The organism is Maritimibacter sp. HL-12 (assembly GCF_900177545.1).
In the GTDB taxonomy this organism is placed as follows: Bacteria; Pseudomonadota; Alphaproteobacteria; order Rhodobacterales; family Rhodobacteraceae; genus Sinisalibacter.
In genome coordinates this window covers 2,644,083-2,663,100 of sequence record NZ_FXBQ01000001.1, presented here as the reverse complement: position 1 = coordinate 2,663,100, position 19,018 = coordinate 2,644,083, and the positions used below count along the sequence as shown (strand labels likewise).

General features: G+C 66.4%; 18 protein-coding genes. 9 read left to right on the top strand and 9 right to left on the bottom strand.

What is annotated here, in order from left to right:
• Positions 1-27: 27 nt before the first annotated feature.
• On the top strand, positions 28-570 hold the full coding sequence (locus B9Y97_RS13305; protein WP_085527188.1) for a pseudouridine synthase: 543 nt from the start codon (positions 28-30) through the stop codon (positions 568-570).
• 6 nt (positions 571-576) lie between these two features.
• Here the strand turns inward: B9Y97_RS13305 and B9Y97_RS13300 are convergent, their stop codons facing one another.
• The 5 genes from B9Y97_RS13300 to B9Y97_RS13280 form a co-directional block, all read right to left on the bottom strand.
• Positions 577-1,044 (bottom strand): helix-hairpin-helix domain-containing protein, encoded by a 468-nt coding sequence (locus B9Y97_RS13300; protein WP_176224371.1) that lies wholly within the window; start codon positions 1,042-1,044, stop codon positions 577-579.
• 177 nt (positions 1,045-1,221) lie between these two features.
• Positions 1,222-1,404 carry a hypothetical protein gene (locus tag B9Y97_RS13295; protein ID WP_085527186.1) on the bottom strand — a complete coding sequence of 61 codons (183 nt, stop codon included), beginning with the start codon at positions 1,402-1,404 and terminating at the stop codon, positions 1,222-1,224.
• 152 nt (positions 1,405-1,556) lie between these two features.
• Complete coding sequence (locus tag B9Y97_RS13290; RefSeq protein ID WP_085527185.1) at positions 1,557-2,990, bottom strand: NAD(P)(+) transhydrogenase (Re/Si-specific) subunit beta; 1,434 nt, start codon at positions 2,988-2,990, stop codon at positions 1,557-1,559.
• 14 nt (positions 2,991-3,004) lie between these two features.
• A complete protein-coding gene (locus B9Y97_RS13285; RefSeq protein ID WP_085527184.1) occupies positions 3,005-4,576 on the bottom strand; it encodes a Re/Si-specific NAD(P)(+) transhydrogenase subunit alpha in 1,572 nt (523 codons plus the stop codon).
• 127 nt (positions 4,577-4,703) lie between these two features.
• Positions 4,704-5,171 (bottom strand): methyltransferase family protein, encoded by a 468-nt coding sequence (locus tag B9Y97_RS13280; RefSeq protein WP_085527183.1) that lies wholly within the window; start codon positions 5,169-5,171, stop codon positions 4,704-4,706.
• 121 nt (positions 5,172-5,292) lie between these two features.
• Between B9Y97_RS13280 and kynU the strand changes: the two genes are divergently transcribed.
• Positions 5,293-6,483, top strand: coding sequence for a kynureninase (gene kynU / locus B9Y97_RS13275; protein ID WP_085527182.1), 1,191 nt, complete (start codon positions 5,293-5,295; stop codon positions 6,481-6,483).
• 134 nt (positions 6,484-6,617) lie between these two features.
• Entirely contained in the window at positions 6,618-7,454 is an 837-nt protein-coding gene (kynA, locus tag B9Y97_RS13270) for a tryptophan 2,3-dioxygenase (RefSeq protein WP_085527181.1), read from the top strand.
• 13 nt (positions 7,455-7,467) lie between these two features.
• Here kynA and B9Y97_RS13265 read toward each other — a convergent pair whose 3' ends face one another.
• Complete coding sequence (locus tag B9Y97_RS13265; RefSeq protein ID WP_176224370.1) at positions 7,468-8,070, bottom strand: TetR/AcrR family transcriptional regulator; 603 nt, start codon at positions 8,068-8,070, stop codon at positions 7,468-7,470.
• Positions 8,071-8,161: 91 nt separating this feature from the next.
• Here B9Y97_RS13265 and B9Y97_RS13260 point away from each other — a divergent pair, with 91 nt between their 5' ends.
• From B9Y97_RS13260 to B9Y97_RS13250, 3 genes are all read left to right on the top strand, one after another.
• Positions 8,162-8,629, top strand: a complete 468-nt coding sequence (locus tag B9Y97_RS13260) for a (2Fe-2S)-binding protein (protein ID WP_085527179.1) — start codon at positions 8,162-8,164, stop codon at positions 8,627-8,629.
• A gap of 3 nt (positions 8,630-8,632) precedes the next feature.
• A complete protein-coding gene (locus B9Y97_RS13255; RefSeq protein ID WP_085527178.1) occupies positions 8,633-10,849 on the top strand; it encodes a xanthine dehydrogenase family protein molybdopterin-binding subunit in 2,217 nt (738 codons plus the stop codon).
• 295 nt (positions 10,850-11,144) lie between these two features.
• On the top strand, positions 11,145-13,700 hold the full coding sequence (locus B9Y97_RS13250) for a Hint domain-containing protein (protein WP_085527177.1): 2,556 nt from the start codon (positions 11,145-11,147) through the stop codon (positions 13,698-13,700).
• Between the two features lie 7 nt (positions 13,701-13,707).
• Here B9Y97_RS13250 and ribD read toward each other — a convergent pair whose 3' ends face one another.
• Positions 13,708-14,781: a bifunctional diaminohydroxyphosphoribosylaminopyrimidine deaminase/5-amino-6-(5-phosphoribosylamino)uracil reductase RibD gene (ribD, locus tag B9Y97_RS13245; RefSeq protein WP_085528264.1), complete on the bottom strand. Its 1,074-nt coding sequence runs from the start codon at positions 14,779-14,781 to the stop codon at positions 13,708-13,710.
• 14 nt (positions 14,782-14,795) lie between these two features.
• Entirely contained in the window at positions 14,796-15,266 is a 471-nt protein-coding gene (gene nrdR, locus B9Y97_RS13240; RefSeq protein WP_085527176.1) for a transcriptional regulator NrdR, read from the bottom strand.
• A gap of 228 nt (positions 15,267-15,494) precedes the next feature.
• Here nrdR and B9Y97_RS13235 point away from each other — a divergent pair, with 228 nt between their 5' ends.
• Positions 15,495-15,698: a dodecin family protein gene (locus B9Y97_RS13235; RefSeq protein WP_085527175.1), complete on the top strand. Its 204-nt coding sequence runs from the start codon at positions 15,495-15,497 to the stop codon at positions 15,696-15,698.
• A 143-nt stretch (positions 15,699-15,841) separates the two neighbouring features.
• Here the strand turns inward: B9Y97_RS13235 and B9Y97_RS13230 are convergent, their stop codons facing one another.
• Positions 15,842-17,134, bottom strand: a complete 1,293-nt coding sequence (locus B9Y97_RS13230) for a homoserine dehydrogenase (protein WP_085527174.1) — start codon at positions 17,132-17,134, stop codon at positions 15,842-15,844.
• A gap of 371 nt (positions 17,135-17,505) precedes the next feature.
• On the opposite strand from B9Y97_RS13230, the gene B9Y97_RS13225 reads away from it, so the two are divergent.
• Both B9Y97_RS13225 and B9Y97_RS13220 read left to right on the top strand, forming a co-directional pair.
• A complete protein-coding gene (locus B9Y97_RS13225; protein ID WP_085527173.1) occupies positions 17,506-18,369 on the top strand; it encodes a LysR family transcriptional regulator in 864 nt (287 codons plus the stop codon).
• Positions 18,370-18,551: 182 nt separating this feature from the next.
• A complete protein-coding gene (locus tag B9Y97_RS13220; protein ID WP_139828307.1) occupies positions 18,552-18,956 on the top strand; it encodes a hypothetical protein in 405 nt (134 codons plus the stop codon).
• Positions 18,957-19,018: the final 62 nt, after the last annotated feature.

Sequence of the window (19,018 nt, the reverse complement as noted above, 5' to 3'; positions counted from 1 at the left end):
TTTTTCTCGCGCCGCGTATGGCAGGCCATGGCCCGGCTCATCCTGTTCAACAAACCCTTCGGCGTGCTTTCGCAATTCACCGATGCGAAAAGCCCCTCGCCGCGCGCCACGCTTTCGGATTTCATCGACCTTCCGGGGGTTTACCCCGCCGGGCGGCTCGACCGTGACAGCGAGGGCCTGCTGCTGCTCACCGACGATGGCCGCCTGCAAGCCCGTATCGCCAACCCGCGCCACAAGATGGCGAAAACCTATCTCGTGCAGGTCGAGGGCGCGCCGACCGAGGCCGACCTCGGGCCGATCCGCAGAGGCGTCACGCTGAAGGACGGACCCACCCGCCCGGCGAAGGCCCGGCTTATCGCCCCACCCAATCTCTGGGAACGTGTGCCCCCGGTGCGCTTTCGCAAATCGGTGCCCGATACCTGGGTCGAGATCACCATCACCGAGGGGCGCAACCGCCAAGTCCGCCGGATGACCGCGGCAATCGGCTTTCCCACGCTGCGGCTGGTGCGCTGGCAGATCGGCGACTGGACACTCGAAGGCCTCGCCCCGGGAGACTGGCGCGAGGCCTGAGCCGGGCTATTTCTTCTTGGCTTTTTTCTTCTCGGCCTTGGCTTTCTTATCGGCCTTGGCTTTCTTGTCCTTGGCCTTCTTGTCGGCCTTGGCCTTCTTGTCGGCCTTGGCTTTCTTGTCCGCCTTGGCTTTCTTGTCCGCCTTGGCTTTCTTGTCCGCCTTGGCTTTCTTGTCCGCCTTGGCCTTTTCCTTGGCCTTCTTGTCGGCCTTGGCTTTCTTCTCAGCCTCGGCCTTGGCTTTCTTGTCTGCCTTCGGAGCCTTGGGCTTCGGCTCGACCTGATCGAGCGGCAACGCCGCAGCAAGGCCCGCAGCGGCAGCGCGGAACGCTTCGGCGCGGGCCGATGTCACCCCGCGAATTGAGGTCAGCCGGGCCGGATCGACCGCAGCGAGATCGGCGAGGTCTGCGATTCCGAGTTCACCCAGCCGGGTTTTCAGTGCCGGACCGATGCCGGGAATATCGAGCAACGTTTTCATGCAGGTCTCCATCACATGCGCGCGGGCCGGTCGGTCCGGCCCGCGCCAACGGCCTCAGGCCGCTTTTTTCAGGGCCTTCTTGGCCACCTTGAGCTTCTTCTCCTGCCGCGCGACTTTCGCCTTGCGGGATTTCACTTCGCGCTTGAGGTCTTTGATCTTGGCTTTGTTCGCCATGTTTTATCCTTTCTTTTTCGGTTCATCCGCCGCGTGCTCGGCCAGAAACGTCCGGATGAACCGGCGCACTTCGCGGGCCGCGCTGGTATCGAGCTCGTCGCAAAGCCGCACGAAAGCATCGCGGTCGGCCTTGCCGATGCGAATGATCAGCTGGGCGTCCTTCTTGCTCTTGTGGTGCTTCGGCATTTGACGTGGCTCCTCGGCGGTATCTACGTTGTTACTCTTTTATATCTCGTTTGTATATACATTTTTGATGATGCCACGGTTGCTGCAATCCTCGGCAACGAGAAAGGCCCCGCTGTTGCCAGCGGGGCCCTTGATGTCGCGGCGCGAACCGATCAGTCGATCAGCGGCAGCAGGCTTTCCATCGAGGCTTTCGCATCACCATAGAACATCCGGGTGTTGTCCTTGAAGAACAGCGGGTTCTCGATGCCCGAATAGCCGGTGCCCTGGCCGCGCTTGGAGACAAAGACCTGTTTCGCCTTCCAGACTTCCAGCACCGGCATCCCGGCAATCGGCGAGTTCGGGTCTTCCTGCGCGGCCGGGTTCACGATGTCGTTCGAGCCGATCACGATCACCACGTCGGTCGAGGGGAAATCCTCGTTGATCTCGTCCATCTCCAGCACAATGTCATAAGGCACCTTGGCCTCGGCAAGGAGCACGTTCATGTGCCCGGGCAGACGCCCCGCCACCGGGTGGATGCCGAACCGCACGGTCTTGCCCTTGGCGCGCAGCTTGGCGGTGAGCGCCGCCACCGATTGCTGCGCCTGCGCCACCGCCATGCCGTAGCCCGGCACGATGATGATCTGGTCGGCATCGTTCAGCGCGGCGGCAACGCCGTCGGCGTCGATCGCCACCTGTTCGCCCTCGATCGCCATCTGCTCGCCCGCCGGTCCGCCGAAGCCACCGAGGATCACGCTGATGAACGAGCGGTTCATCGCCTTGCACATGATGTAGGACAGGATCGCACCAGAGGAGCCCACCAGAGCGCCGACCACGATCAGCAGGTCGTTGCCGAGCGAAAAGCCGATCGCCGCCGCGGCCCAGCCCGAGTAGGAGTTGAGCATCGAGACCACCACCGGCATGTCGGCCCCGCCGATACCCATGATCAGGTGATAGCCGATGAAGAAGGCGAGCAGCGTCATCGCGATCAGCGTCCAGACCCCGGCACCGTTGAGATACAGGACCAGCAGCACAACGGAGAGGATCGCGGCGGTGGCATTCAGAAAATGCCCGCCCGGCAGCTTGACCGCCGCCGAGGTCACCTTGCCCGCGAGTTTGCCGAAGGCGATCACCGAGCCGGTGAAGGTGACCGCGCCGATGAACACGCCGAGGAACAATTCGACCCGCAGGATGGATTGCTCGACGGCGTCCTTCTTGGCCACGGCCGCGGCGAAACCGTCGAGGGTGGCGCGGGCTGCCTCGTCCATCCCGAGCACGCGGGTGAGTTCGAGATCGGCGTTGAAACCGACGAAGACGGCGGCCAGCCCGACGAGCGAGTGCATCGCGGCAACAAGCTGCGGCATCTCGGTCATCTGCACGCGCTTGGCAATCACGGTGCCGATCAGGCCGCCGCCGAGGATCAACGCGAGCGAGACCCCCCAGAGCCCAGAACCGGGGCCCATCAGCGTGGCGATGATGGCGAGCCCCATGCCGACGATGCCATACCAGACCGCGCGCTTGGCGCTTTCCTGCCCCGAGAGCCCGCCGAGGGCGAGGATGAACAGAACGGCCGCGACGATGTAGGCGGCGGTGGTGAAACCGATTTCCATTTACCCGGCCTCCTTCAGGATTTCTGGAACATGGCAAGCATGCGCCGGGTGACAAGGAAGCCGCCGAAGATGTTGATCCCGGCCATGAATACCGACACCGCCGCGAGGATCATGACCAGCGGAGCGCCCGATCCGATCTGCATCAGCGCGCCGAGGATGATGATCGAGGAGATCGCGTTGGTGATCGCCATCAGCGGCGTGTGCAGACTGTGGCTGACCCCCCAGATCACCTGGAAGCCGACGAAGACCGCCAGCACGAAGACGATGAAATGCTGCATGAAGCTCGGCGGTGCCACGAGACCCACCCCAAGCAGCGCGATGCCGCCGACGGCGAGCAGGGTCACCTGCTGGCGGGTCTGGGCCTTGAATTCGGCCACTTCCCGCGCGCGTTTTTCTTCCGGCGTGAGTTCCTTCGGCGTCTCGCGCTTCACTGCCGCGATCGCCTGCACTTTCGGCGGCGGCGGCGGGAAGGTGATCTCGCCCTGGTAGGCGACGGTCGCGCCGCGGATCACGTCATCCTCCATGTCGTGCACGATCTGGCCGTCCTTGCCGGGGGTCAGGTCGCTCAGCATGTGGCGCACGTTGTTGGCGTAGAGCGTCGAGGCCTGCGTCGCCATGCGCGAGGTGAAATCGGTGTAGCCGATGACGGTGACGCCGCCGGGGGTGACGATCTTCTCGTCCTTCACCGTGTAGTCGCAGTTGCCGCCCTGTTCGGCGGCGAGGTCGATCACCACCGACCCGGGCTTCATCGCGTCGACCATGTCTTTCAGCCAGAGCTTCGGCGCGGGCCGGTTCGGGATCAGCGCGGTGGTGATGACGATATCCATCTCACCCGCGATCTCGCGGAACTTGGCAAGCTGGGCGTTGCGGAACTCTTCCGACTGAACCGAGGCATAGCCGCCGGTGGCGGAACCGTCCTGGGTTTCCTCGGCGAAGTCGAGATAGACGAACTCGGCGCCCATCGATTCGACCTGTTCGGCCACTTCGGGCCGCACGTCGAAGGCATAGGTGATCGCACCGAGGCTCACGGACGTGCCGATCGCGGCAAGCCCTGCGACGCCGGCGCCGACGATCAGCACCTTGGCCGGCGGCACCTTGCCGGCGGCGGTCACCTGCCCGGTGAAGAAGCGGCCGAAGTTGTTGCCCGCCTCGATCACCGCGCGGTAGCCCGCGATATTGGCCATCGAGGAGAGCGCGTCCATCTTCTGGGCGCGGCTGATGCGCGGCACCATCTCCATCGCGATGACGTTGGCGCCCTTCTCCTTGGCCAGCTCCAGCCCCTCGGCATTGCCGCCCGGATTGAAGAAGGAAATCAGCGTCTTGTCCTTGGTGAGCCGCTTCAGTTCGGCGTCGTTCGGCACCCGGACCTTGGCGATCACGTCGGCCTCTTTCCACAGGCTGGCGGCGGTCTTCACCACCGTCACGCCCGCGGCCTCGTAGACGGCATCGGCGAAGCCCGCCGCGCTGCCCGCGCCCTTCTCGATCAGGCATTCATGCCCGAGCTTCTGAAGCTGCACCGCCGACTCCGGCGTCATCGCAACCCGGTTTTCACCGGCGAATGTTTCCTTCGGAACCCCGATCTTCACGATGTCTTCCTTCCTTCTGAACCGGGCAGGAGAATCCCGCGCCCGGCGATTTCATTGTCCTTTACGCCATGCCCGGCACGATTTCGACCCAATCGAGGGCTTTGCGACCATTTTTCACCCTCCTGCGTCAAATCCAGCGCCGCACCCGGGCGAACCACGCCTCCGCCTCCGCGCCGAAACGCGCGACCAGCCCGGCCTCTTCGCCCAGGATGAAGCGCCGTTCGATGATCGCCCCGAACGCGGGCACGAGGATGAGCGCGGGCAGCACGTCCCACCACAGCGCCGCGCCCGCGAGCACAAGCGCATCGCCCAGGTAGATCGGGTTGCGGCTGAGCTGGTAGATGCCCTGCTGCACGAAGGCCGTCGGCATCCGGCGCGGGATAAAGGTGGTGTGGTGGCGCACAAGCTCGAACGCACCCAGCGCCATCGCACCGAGGCCTGCGAGCACAAGCGCTGCACCGAGCCATTCGAGCCAGTCGAGCCCGGTGGCGAGCCACGGGAAAAGCCGGTCGATCGCCCAGGTCACGCCAAGGCTCGCGGCGAGCCACGCGGGAGGAATGTCGATCCACTTGAACACCCGAACACCTTCGCGCAAGATTGTTTCCCGACGTGCGGTTTAGCGCGAGGAAAGTTGCGAAGGCAATCCCCCCTCGCGCGGGTGCTTGCGTCCGACGCCCGGCACGATAGCTTGGGGCAGGGAGTTTCCGGGAGGCACGATGGATTTCGCGACGACAAAACGGATGTTCGACCTGCCCGAGGGCATGGTCTACCTCGACGGCAATTCGCTCGGGCCGCTGCCGCGCGCGGCCGCCCGCCGGGTGGCGCGCACGATCGAGGCGGAATGGGGCGAGATGCTCATCACCGCCTGGAACAAGGCGGGCTGGATGGCCCAGCCACGCGCCCTTGGCGACCGGATCGGGCGGTTGATCGGGGCCGAGCCGGGCAGCGTGGTGCTGGGCGACACGCTGTCGATCAAGGTCTACCAGGCGCTTGCCGCAGCCCTCGCGCTCAACCCCGACCGGCGCAAGGTGCTCTCCGACCGGGGCAACTTTCCCACCGATCTCTACATGGCCGAGGGGCTGATCTCGGCGCTCGACAAGGGCCACGAACTGGTCACCGTCGCACCCGAGGAAGTCGCCAGCCATATCGACGACGATCTCGCCGTGCTGATGCTCACCGAGGTCGATTACCGCACCGGCCGCAAGCACGACATGGAAGCGCTCACCCGGGCCGCCCACGCGGCGGGCGCGCTGGTGATCTGGGATCTGGCCCATTCGGCGGGCGCATTGCCGGTCGATCTGGCGGGCGTGCAGGCCGACTTCGCGGTGGGCTGCACCTACAAGTTTCTCAACGGCGGCCCCGGCGCGCCGGCCTTCATCTACGTCGCCCCGCGCCACGCCGAAACCGCCCGCCCGGCGCTGTCGGGCTGGCTCGGGCACGAGGCCCCCTTTGCCTTCGATCTCGCCTATCGCCCCGGCGAAGGCGTGGAGCGGATGCGCGTGGGCACGCCGCCGGTGCTCCAGATGGCCGCGCTCGACGCTGCGCTCGACATCTGGGACGGGGTCGACATGCAGGCCCTGCGCACCCGCGCCATCGCCCTCTCCGAGCGCTTCATCGAAGGGGTGGAAGCCGCGTGCGACGGGCTTGCACTGGCCTCCCCGCGCGATCCCGAAGCGCGCGGCAGCCAGGTGTCGTTTCGCTTCGAGGAAGGTTACGCCGCGATGCAGGCGCTGATCGACCGCGGCGTGATCGGCGATTTCCGCGCGCCCGACATCATGCGCTTCGGCATAACCCCGCTCTACATCGACGAGGCCGACATCGACCGCGCGGTGAGGGTGATCGCCGAGGTGATGGAAGACCGGCTGTGGGACCGCGCCGACTACCGCGAACGCGCGGCGGTGACGTGACCGGCACCCTGCCCCCGGTTTGCCGGCCTGCGGGCTGGGTGGCGCTCTGGCGCCGCATGGCGATGTGCACCTGTCTGAACGGCTGACCGCGGGGAGTTTTCCCGCCAACCAGCCTTTTCAGACAGGAAACAGCCATGACCACTCCCTACGACCCCGCCGACGACGGCGCCCAGATGCGTTTCGACGGGCGCATGTCCTACAGCGATTACCTCGCGCTCGATGCGATCCTCGACGCCCAGCACCCGCTATCAAAGGCGCATGACGAGCTTCTCTTCATTGTTCAGCACCAGACCTCGGAACTATGGATGCGGCTTGCGCTGCACGAACTGACCGCCGCCCGCACGGCGCTGGCCGCCGACCGCTACGGCCCGGCCTTCAAGATGCTGGCGCGGGTCTCGCGCATCTTCGAGCAACTCAACAGCGCCTGGGACGTGCTGCGGACGATGACGCCCTCGGACTACACCACCTTCCGCGACTCGCTCGGGCAATCTTCCGGCTTCCAGTCGTGGCAATACCGGCTGATCGAGTTCACACTCGGCAACCGAAACGCCGCGATGCTGCGCCCGCACGAGCACCGGGCCGACATTCACGCCAAGCTCAGCGCCGAGCTTGCACGGCCCTCGCTCTACGACGAGGCCCTCAGAGCAGTGTCCCGCGCCGGGATCGAGATTCCATCCGAGGTGGCGGCGCGCGATCTGGCGCGGCCGCACCAACCGCACCCCGGCGTGATCGCGGCATGGCGCAGGGTCTATGACGACCCCGAAACCCATTGGCAGCTTTACGAGCTGGCCGAGAAGCTGGTGGACTTCGAAGACTATTTCCGTCGCTGGCGGTTCAACCACGTCACCACTGTCGAGCGCGTGATCGGCTTCAAGCGCGGCACCGGCGGCACCGGCGGCGTGAGCTATTTGCGCCGGATGCTGGAAGTCGAGCTGTTTCCCGAGTTGTGGCACCTGCGCACCGAGCTGTGAGCCACACGCACGGCTAGGCCGCGAGGGCGCGGCCCACCATCACCGCGAGCCGGTCGAGCGCCGCGCGCAGGCTGGCGAGATCCTTGTGCCCGGTTTTCACGCCGTTCAGCGCCGCGAGGATGGTGCGTGCCACCGCCTCGGGCGCGCCGCCGAAGGGCGCGAGCGTGATGCGCCCCGCCGCGGCCTCGCGCGCGAGCCAGTCGGAGAAGATGGCGACGATCCGGGCCTCGCCCTCTTCCATCACCGCCTGCCCGATCACGCGGCCGCGCTCGAGCAATTCGGGCCCGTGCGGCGACTCCGCCAGCGCCTCGACCACCCCTGCGGTCTTCGCCTTGAACCCGGCCCGCAGCGCCTCTTCGGGCAGACGCTCCTCGCGCAAGACTGCTTCGAGCGCCGCCGCGCTGTCGTCATAGGCGCGGCGCACGAGCGAGACGAAAATGTCGTCCTTGTTTCGGTAGTAAAGATAGAGCGCCGCCCGCGACATGCCGGCGAGCCGCGCGATGTCTTCCATCGAGCAGCGCCGGTAACCATGGCGTTGGAAGGCATCCAGCGCGGCCGCGAGAATCGCCTCCTGCCGCAGCTCGCCATCTTGTCGGGGCGGGTTTTTCGGTTCCATGACAGAGACGTGACAATATTCGGGGAAAATGTCAATTGACAGACTGACACTTTCAGCCCATTTTGCCAGAACACCGAAGGAGGAGAGCGCCATGCCCACCCGTCTTACCGTCAACGGCCGGACTCACGAGGTCGATCTGCCCGGCGACGTGCCGCTCCTGTGGGTGCTGCGCGACGCGCTCGGACTGACCGGCACCAAGTTTGGCTGCGGCGTGGCCGCCTGCGGCGCCTGCACGGTGCACGTGAACGGGGTGGCCGAGCGCTCCTGCCAGTTGCCACTCGACGCGGTGGACGGCGAGGTGATCACCATCGAGGGTCTCGGCACGCCCGACGCCATGGCGGCGATCCAGCGCGCCTGGGTAACCCATGACGTGGCGCAATGCGGCTATTGCCAGTCGGGCCAGATCATGCAGGCGGCCGACCTGCTCGCCAACAACCCCGACCCGACCGACGACGAGATCGACGACGCGATGTGGGGCAACCTGTGCCGCTGCGGCACCTACCCGCGCATCCGCGCCGCGATCCACGATGCCGCGAAAATGATGCAGGCGGAGGGCTGAGACATGGGCAAGCTGAGAACCTTCACCCGCCGCAGCTTCCTGGTCGGCTCCGTCGCCGTCGCGGGCGGCGTCGCCTTCGGCACCTACCAGGTGATGCGCGATCCGAAAGCGCCCGAGATCGACGCCGAGGGCGTGGTGCTGAACCCCTGGGTGGTGATCGACAGCCGCGGCGTGACCGTGATCGTGCCCCGCGCCGAGATGGGACAAGGCGTGCAGACCACCCTTGCCGCTCTGGCGGCGGAAGAGCTTGAAGTGCCGCTCGACCAGATCCGCGTCGAGCATGGGCCGCCGGGCGAAGCCTATGCCAACGGCGCGCTGATGATCGGGCGCGAACACGACGCCGGGCCGCCTTCGCGGATCGGCGGCGCGGTGATGGGCGAGATGCCCAAGATCCTCGGGCTTCAGGTCACCGGCGGCTCCACCTCAACCGTCGATGCCTTCGACAAGATGCGCCATGCCGGCGCGGCCGCCCGCGAGGTTTTGATGCTCGCGGCCTCCGAACGCCTCGGCCTCGGGCTCGACCAGCTTCGCGCCGAGGGAGGCGAGATCGTCACCACCGACGGGCGCAGGCTTGCCTACGGCGAACTTGCCGAGGACGCCGCTCGCCTCGCGCCGCCCAAGGCCCCCCGGCTCAAGCGGCCCGAAGACTGGGTGCTGCTCGGCAAGAGTCAGCCCCGGCTCGACCAGGTGCCCAAGGCCACTGGCACCGCCACCTATGCCACCGACATCCGCCTGCCGGAGATGCGCTTTGCGACCGTGCGCCGCAACCCGCAGCTTGGCGGCGAAATGCGCGGCTTCGACGCAAGTGCGGCCGAGGCGATGGCGGGTGTCGAGGCGGTGATCGACATCGGCGACGGGATCGCCGTGGTCGCCACCAACACCTGGCTCGCGATGCAGGCCGCCGAGGCGGTGGAGATAGACTGGGGCCCGGCACCCTACCCCGAGACCACGCAAGCCGTGTTCGAGCGGATCGCCGCCGCCTTCGACGACAAGCCCAACATCACTGCCCACGAGGCGGGCGACGTGGGCAGCGGCGGCGATATCGCAGCAGACTACCGCGCGCCCTACCTCGCCCACGCGACGATGGAACCGATGACCGCTACCGCGCTCTGGCGCGACGGCGCGGTTGAGCTCTGGGTCGGCAACCAGGCACCGATCATGTTGCAGAACGATACGGCGAAGGCGCTTGGCATCAAGCCCGAGGCCGTCACCGTGCACACCACGATCATGGGTGGCGGATTCGGGCGGCGCTCCAACGTGGAGTTCGGGGTGATCGCGGCGCGGATCGCGCAAGCCCGGCCCGGCGTGCCCGTGGCGGTGACGTGGAGCCGCGAGGAAGACATGCGCCACGACCATTATCGCCCCGGCGCGCTGGCGCGGATGTCGGCCACGCTTGAGGCGGGCCGGATCTCGCGGCTTTCGGCCGACCTCGCTTCGCCCTCGATCATGGGCCAGACCATGGAGGCGATGGTGGGCCTGCCGATCACGCCCGCCGACCGCACCATCACCGAGGGCGCGGCAGACCAGCCTTACGCGATCGACAACATCCGCGTGCGCGGCTTTGCCGCCGACGTGACGATCCCGGTGGGTTTCTGGCGCTCGGTGGGCAATTCGCAGAACGCCTTCTTCTGGGAAAGCTTCATCGACGAGCTGGCCCATGAAGCGGGCGCCGATCCGGTGGAATTCCGCCTTGCGCACGTCCGGCCCGCGCATGGTCCATCTGCCGACGTGATCGAACGGGTGGCCGAGATCTCGGACTGGGGCGGGGAAAAACCCTCGAACGTGGGCCGCGGCGTGGCCTTTACCCATTCCTTCGGCACCCCGGTGGCGGAGGTTGTCGAGGTGGTCGAGGAGGACGGGCTGATCCGGCTCGCGCGCTGCTGGATCGCCGCCGATCCGGGCCTCGCGCTCGATCCGCGCAACGTCGAGGCCCAGCTTACCGGCGGTGCCGTGTTCGGTTTTTCCGCCGCGATCCACGGCGAGATCACCTTCGAGGGCGGCGCGGTTGTGGAGGGCAACTTCCCCGACTACGAGGCGCTGCGGATGGCCGGATGCCCACGCTTCGAGGTGGCATTGCTTGCCTCCGGTGACAGGCCGCAAGGCGTGGGTGAGCCAGGCACACCGCCCGCCGCCCCGGCGCTCGCCAACGCGCTGTTCGACCTCACCGGAAAACGCGCGCGCACGCTGCCGCTCTGGCGGGAGTTCGACTTCGCGACCTGACCGGGATTCTCTGCGGCTCGGGAACCACAACACACGGGAAACGGATGGTTTTTTCAAGCCGTCCCGGAAAACTGCTCGCATTTTCGCACCGGACTGTTAAACTGAATCCGCTAGTCTGGAAGCATATCCGGCGGCGAATGAGGCAGAGTAGTGTGAAACTGGCGGTTAATCCCCAGCCGGATGGCGGCTTCCATCTCGCGTGCAAATCGCGCGGCCGGTCATCCATGGCCCCACGCTCCCATCTCTCGCCGCCTGAAACGGGCCGCGCGGGCCTGCTGTTGCGGGGGGCCGCTGCATGGCAACGATGAACACCGGTCTCGGCGGGCCTGCGGGCTACGGCGAAGGCGTATTCTCCAGCGCCGCCAAGGCTGCGGGCAATAACGACGACGGTTCGGTTTTCGTCGATGTCACCTCCGTTTTCGGCGGCGGCGGGATGGATTTTTTCGGCACCAGCTACTCAGGTCTCTACGTCAACTCGAATGGCAACATCACCTTCGGGTCGCCCAACACGGACTACCAGACCGCCGATCTTTCCTCTGTCACCACCCCGACGATCGCGCCCTTCTTCGCCGACGTGAACATCAATTCGGGCGGCGAGATCTACTGGGACCTCGACCCGGTCGCGGGCACTGTCACGGTGACATGGGATGGGGTCGAGCCCTATTCCGGCTCGGGGGAAAACTCCTTCCAGGTGGTGATCACCTCGACGGGTGATGGCGATTTCGAGCTGGAATTCATCTACGAAGACATCCAGTGGACCAACGGTTACGGCGAGGAGGCCGAAACCGGGGTCACCGATGGCGGGGCGAACGACTACGAACTGCCCGGCTCCGGCAATGCCGGCGCGCTCACCGGCTATCCGGATAACGATTTTGCCGGTGGCGACCCCGACGGGGTGGCCGCGTTCACTTTCGTCGACGGCGAACCTTTCTTCTCTGATGGCATCGTCGAGGGGACCAGCGGGGCCGACCTGCTCGATGCCGCCTATCTGGATGATCCCGACGGCGACATGATCGGCGCGGGCGACGACAACATCTTTGCCTATGATGGCAACGATACCATCAGCGGCGGTGCGGGCGACGACACGATCGACGCGGGCGACGGCGACGACCTCGTGACATGGGACACCGGCGACGGCTCCGACCTGATCGACGGCGGCGCGGGCGATGACACCCTCGAAGTCACCTCGACCGCCGCAACCACATCGACCACCCTGACCGGCGATGGCACCGGCACCACCAGCATTGGCAGCGAGACGCTCGACTTCAGCGATTTCGAGGAATTCCTGTTCGACGGCGACACTGACGATTTCTTCGATGCCGGTGCCGACACCGGCGGCCTCAGCGTCGCGTCTGGCGGCGGCGACGACACGATCCATGGCGGCTCGGGCGACGACACGATTCTTGGCGGCGACGGTGACGATCTGATCTACGGTGACGATCCCCCCGAACCGGGGCTGTGGAGTTATCAGGTCTGGGACCACGATTTCTCCGGTGCCAACGGGCAAGCCTTCGACGCCGAGAACGGAACCCTGATTGGCACCGGCACCACGGAGGACTTCGACAGCACCTCGATCATTCACGATGCACGCGGCAGCTCGGGCGATCCGAACGATTTCGCGGTCGTCTACACCTCGACGCTGGCCGCCTCGGAAACCGGTGTCTTCACCTTCTCCACCACCTCCGACGACGGTTCGACGATCCGGATCTTCGATGCCGAGGGCGATCCGCTGACCTGGACCAACCAGGGTGGCTCGACCGCAACCTACATGAACAACGATTTCCACCAGGCCGCGACGACCCGTTCCGGCGAGGTGACGCTGGAGGCGGGCCAGAGCTACACGATCGAGGTGCGCCACTGGGAAAACGCCGGCCAGCAGGTGATCTCGGGCACCGTCACCTCGCCCGGCGGAACCACCGAAGACCTCGCCGACAGCTCGATGATCCTCGGGCCCGATCCCGGATCGGGGGATGACCAGATCTTCGGCGGCGACGGGGCCGACACGATCCTTGGCGGTGGCGGCGACGATACGATTCACACCGGCGCGGACGATGCCGCCACCGGCGGCGCGGGCGACGACTATTTCATCCTCGACCCCAACACGGTGTTCGGCGGCCCGGGTGCCACCATCTTCATCGACGGCGACGAAGACGGCGAAACCGACGGCGACACGCTCGACTTTTCCAACTTCGTCTCGGCCTCCTCGATCAACTTCACCGATGCCGAAAATGGATCGGTCACGTTGTCGGACGGCACGATTGTCAATTTCAGCAATATCGAGAACCTGATCATCTGCTTCACCTTGGGCACCTTGATCGAAACCCCGTTCGGTGCGCGGCCGATCGAAGACCTGCGCCCCGGCGATTTCGTGCTCACCCGCGACCACGGCCCCCAGGCGTTGCGCTGGATCGGTCGAAGCACCGTCGAGGGCACAGGCGCGCTGGCACCGATCCGCTTCGAGCGCGGTGCCTTCCGCAACAACCGCCCGCTGCTGGTCTCGCCGCAGCACCGCATGATCTACGAGGGCAGCGCCGCCACTCTTTATTTCGACAGTCCCGAGGTCCTGGTGCCCGCCAAGCACCTGGTGAACGGCGCAAGCATCGCGCCGGTCGAAATGGCGCGGGTAACCTATATTCACATGCTGTTCGACCACCACGAGGTGGTCTGGGCCAATGGCGCGCCCAGCGAGAGTTTTCACCCCGGGGCCGAGGGCCTCGGCGCGATCGACGGCCCGGCACGCGAGGAAGTGTTCCGGCTGTTCCCAGAGTTGCGGTCGAACCCCGGCAGCTATGGCCAGACCGCGCGCACAGTGCTCAAGGGTTTCGAGGCGCGGCTGATCGCGGCATCCTGAGGCCGGGTCAGGCCTCGCATCGCCACAGGTGCATCACGTCGGCCCCGACCGCGCGGGTTTCGACAAGTCGAAATCCTGGCGCATCCGCCAGCCGGGCAATTCCCATCGCGGCGAGCGAAGGCCGCCCCTCGGCACCCAGCGCACACCCGGCGGTGAAGCCGGCGAATGCGTCCACCAGGCCGTCCGAGAGCAGCCCGGCGGCCAGCGATCCGCCACCCTCGCAGAACACCCGCGTGAGCCCCTCGTCGGCCAGCACCGCGAGGGCGGCGCGCAGATCGAGTTGCCCGCCCGCAACCGGCACCCGGAACAACCGCGCGCCGACGGCCTGCCAGGCGGCCACCCTTTCGGGCGCGGCGCGGTCACCGTGCAGGATCCAGACCGGGACCGCCCGCGCACTCGTCGCCAACTGGCTGTCGAGCGGCAGATCGAGCCCGCGCGAAAGCACCACCCGCACCGGCTGGCGCTGCACGCCGAGGCCACGCACGGTGAGGCTTGGGTCATCGGTGCGCACCGTGCCCGCGCCCACCATCACCGCGTCGTGGCGCATCCGCATGGCATGCACCGCGCGGCGCGCCTCGGGCCCGGTGATCCACTGGCTCTCGCCGCTCGCGGTGGCGATCCGCCCGTCGAGCGAGGTGGCGAGCTTGAGCGTGACCATCGGGCGGCCGTCGGTCACCCGGGTGAGAAAGCCGATCTGGTCGGCGGTTGCCGTCTCGGTGCCGACGTTCTCAACCACCTCGACACCACCGGCGCGCAATCGCGCCAGCCCCTGCCCGTTCACCCGGGGGTCGGGATCGGTCAGCGCCACCACCACCCGGCCGACGCCCGCCGCCACCAGCGCGTCGGCGCAGGGCGGGGTCTTGCCGTGATGGGCGCAGGGTTCAAGGGTGACATAGGCCGTGGCACCGCGCGCTGCGTCGCCTGCCTGTGCCAGCGCGACCACCTCGGCGTGGGGGCGCCCGCCGGGTTGGGTCCAGCCGCGCCCGACGATCCGGCCGTGCGCCACGATCACGCAGCCCACCGCCGGATTCGGCCAGCACGCCCCCAGCCCGCGCCGCCCCAGCGCGAGCGCGAGGTTCATGAAGCGCGCGTCGCTCACTCGTCGCCGGGAGCGACCTCGGGGCGAAGCTCGCTCACGAAGCGGTCGAAATCATCGGCTTCCTGGAAGTTCTTGTAAACGCTGGCAAAACGAACGTAAGCCACGGTGTCGATCCGGGCCAGGCTCTCCATCACGATCTCGCCGATCGCCTTCGATGAGATGTCGGTCTCGCCCATGCTTTCGAGCCGCCGCACGATGCCGGAGATCATCTGGTCAACCCGCTCCGGCTCGACGGGGCGTTTTTGCAACGCGATCCGGATCGAGCGTTCCAGCTTGGTGCGGTCGAAATCCTCGCGTCGCCCGTTCGACTTGATCACCACGAGATCGCGCAATTGCACCCGCTCGTAGGTGGTGAAGCGCCCGCCGCACGCCGGGCAGAACCGCCGCCGCCGGATCGCGACGTGATCCTCGGCAGGCCGCGAATCCTTCACCTGTGTGTCTATGTTTCCGCAAAACGGGCAGCGCATGCCGGTCCCCTTCTTCTTGCCTGTTCCCCAGACTTACGGGTCTGTGCCCACTTATCCACAGGCACTATAGGGATACGGCCCGGTCTTGTGTAGCCTTTAATGCGCACCACAAGATGCAGAACGGTGTGTGCCGCCAACGGCCGAAAACAGCCGAGGCCGGGCGCTGACCTATCCGCACCCTGCGCCGGGTGCGATAATGGCCGGGCAACGACGTCACAGGAGGACAAGATGAGCATTGCCCGTGTAACCGAAATCTCTGCCACCTCGACGAAAAGCTTTGAAGACGCCGTGAAGGAAGGCATTCGCCGCGCCTCGGCAACGCTGCGCAACATCCGCTCGGCCTGGGTCAAGGAACACCAGGTTCGGGTCGAGGGTGGCGAGATCGCCGAATACCAGGTGAACCTGATGATCACCTTCGTGCTCGACGACTGACCCGGTCGCGACGCCGGGTTTCAATTCGTGACCGTGTCCGGCGGGGGTGGCAAGGATCGCCCGCCGGACCAACCCGTGGCTTTGTTCGGGGGTGCGCGCCCAATCCGGGCGCTGCGCCGGGTTGAGGCCGTGTGGGGCTCGGTTCAGACTTCCTCGATCCGGATTGCCACCGTTTCGCCTCGAACCACCGGGGTTTTTTCGAGCCCTTCCAGCGCCGCGTCGATCTGCGCGCGCGAGCATTTGTGGGTGACCACGATCACCGGTGCGACCGTATTCTGATGGCCGTGCTGGCGCATCCGGTCGATCGAGACCCCGGCCTCGCCAAGGGCGGCTGCCACCTTGGCGAGGGCGCCGGGTTTGTCTTCCAGTTCCATCCGCAGATAATAGGGCGCGGGCACCGCGGCGGTCGCCGGTTTGGCGGGCACCAGACGTGAGGCGGGCATCCCGAAGGTGGAAATATCGAGGCCGCGCGCAAGGTCGATCACGTCGCCCATCACCGCGCTGGCGGTGGGGCCTTCGCCGGCACCGGCGCCGCGCATCACGATCTGGCCAACGCTGTCGCCCTCGATCACCACCATGTTGGTGCCACCTTCGAGCTGGCCCAGCGGCGAGGCGGCGGGCACGAGGCAGGGGCTCATGCGCTGCTCAAGCCCGCGTCCGGTCATCTGCGCCACGCCCAGGAGCTTGATCCGGTAGCCCATCTCGGCGGCTTCCTCGATGTCGCGCAGCGAGATCTGCTCGATCCCCTCCAGTTCCACCGCGTCGAAATTCACTTGCGTGCCGAAGGCGATCGAGGCCAGCAGGCTCAGCTTGTGGCCGGCGTCGATCCCACCCACGTCAAGCTGCGGATCGGCTTCGAGATAGCCCAGCTTGTGGGCCTCGTCGAAGAGCGCGTTATAGCCTTGGCGGGTGGCCTCCATCCGGGTGAGGATGTAGTTGCAGGTGCCGTTCATCACCCCCATCACCTTGGTGATCTCGTTGCCCGCGAGCCCCTCGGTGAGCGCCTTGATCACCGGGATGCCCCCGGCCACGGCGGCCTCGAAGCGCAGCACCACGCCAGCCGCTTCGGACGCTGCCGCCAGATCCTGCCCGTGGTGAGCGAGCAGCGCCTTGTTGGCGGTAACCACATGCTTGCCGTGTGCGATCGCGGCCTCCACGGCGGCCTTGGCCGGACCATCGGAGCCGCCCATGAGTTCGACCAGCACGTCGATATCGTCGCGCCGGGCCATGGCAACGGGATCGTCCTCCCAATCGTAATGGGCGATATCGACACCGCGATCCTTGTCGCGCGAGCGGGCCGACACGGCGACGATCTCGATCGGCCGCCCGGCGCGCATTTCCAGCAGCTTGCCGTGCTTGCGCAGGATCTTGACGACGCCCACCCCGACGGTGCCGAGGCCCGCGATCCCGAGGCGGAGGGGTTTTGGCTCTGGCATGGGGCGCTCCCGTCTTGGCTGTCTTCGCAACCAGATAACGAAAGGGTGCGGGAGGCGCAATCGGGTGGCGGTGCAAAGGCGAATTGGAAGGCCCGGCATGTGGCCCGGCAGAACCGCGCCCAGCGCTCCGGACGCAGTTGACAGCCCCGCAAGACTTTGACTACCAAAGAGCTTCTCCCCCGGTCGATCGCGCCGCGAGTTCAAGCACGCGCAGGGCAGACGATGTAACCTGCTGGTCGGCCCGCCGGATAGGACTTGTTCCGCCGGCGCTGGGCGTTTGGGTGTCAGTTTCCTGTGGTCATCTGTTTTGTTCGGGATGCCGGCCATCCCGGCTTCCCCACACGTTGAACCAAGATGGAGCGGAGCCAGCGATGGAACCGAACTGGGACGATCTGAAATACCTGCTCGCGATGGCCGAGCATGGCACGCTCTCGGGTGCGGCCGATGGCCTTGGCAGCACCGTCACCACGGTGTCGCGTCGGGTGAAACGGCTGGAGGAAGAGATCGGGCGGGTGCTGATGGAGCGCTCCGGCGAGGGCTGGAAGCCGACCGCGGAAGCCGAATGCCTGATCGCCACGGCGCGGACCATGCGCACGGCGATGACCGCGGCGGAATACGATATCGCGCGCGGCGCGCAAGACGTTTCCGGCCAGGTGATGATCAGCAGCAAGCCCTTCGTCAATACGCTGGCCCTGGTGCCGGCGGTTTCCGCTTTCATTGCCACCCACCCCGCCCTGCAGTTGCAGATCGACTACACGACGAAACCCTTCAGCCTTGCCCGGGGCGAGGCCGATATCGCGCTGCAATACTCCGAGCCGGACGAGGGCCGCCTGGTGCGGCGCAAACTTGCCACCTTCGGCATCGGCCTCTATCGCCCGATCGGCGCGCCACCCTGCCAACGCTGGCTCGGCCTGAGCCAGACGATGGATTCGAACCCCTACATGCGGTATGCCCGCAAGCACTTTGCGGAGCCACCGGCCGCGCGGTTTCATACCCTCATCAGCCTCTCCGAAGCGATGCGGTCGTGCGGGCTTGCCGGGCCGCTTTCCACCTGCGTGGCAAGGATGAACGATGATCTCGAGCCGATTCATCCGCCCGAGGATTTCATCGACGGCCATATCTGGCTGGTCTACCACGAAACCCGGCGCGGCGATCCGCGCATCGAACGGGTGATCGCCTGGCTCGAAGGGATCTTTCCAAACCCGCGTCGCTGCGTGTGCGGGCGATGCGACTAAACGGGCCGAATGCGACATTTCCCGCGTTGCGTTTTCGTTGAACCGGTCTCGCGAAGTTGCGCATTCCCTGCCTGCCCCATCGGTGGCACGATTCTCTCAATGGTTGAAAGCACCCGAGGCGCTCAACGCGCCCAATAATCACAACGAGGCAGGCCATGAGGATATCCACCGAAGACGTCTTGATGAGTGTTCGTTTGGGGCTTGGCGCTTTCGCCGCCGTCGTTGCATTCCTGAGCCTGTTTCCCGCCGCGGCCCCCGCCGGGTTTGAACACCTGGTGCCGGGACCGGAGGCCTTCACCGGGTTCTTCCTGATCGCGCACCATATCGGCAACCTCTTCCTCGGTGTTTGCGCCCTCTGGTTGATGTCGGGGCGGTGCCAGCGCGGGGCTTCGCTGCTCGCGATCGCGCTGTTGAGCTTCTATGTCTACCTTGTGCGGGTTTCGTTCGCGCCGCCGCCGGTTGCCCTGCTCGGGTTTTCGGCGCTGGTGGTGATCATCCTCGGCTATATCGCGTGGCGGTTGGTGGCCCTCGCCTCGAACGCGGTCTTTGCCCGCCGCGTACCCGCAGACACCCAGACGATCGACTGAAGGTGAAAGCGCCAAGCTCGAAAGGCTAAAGGCAAATCACGCGGCTGGACAGCGCCTGCCTG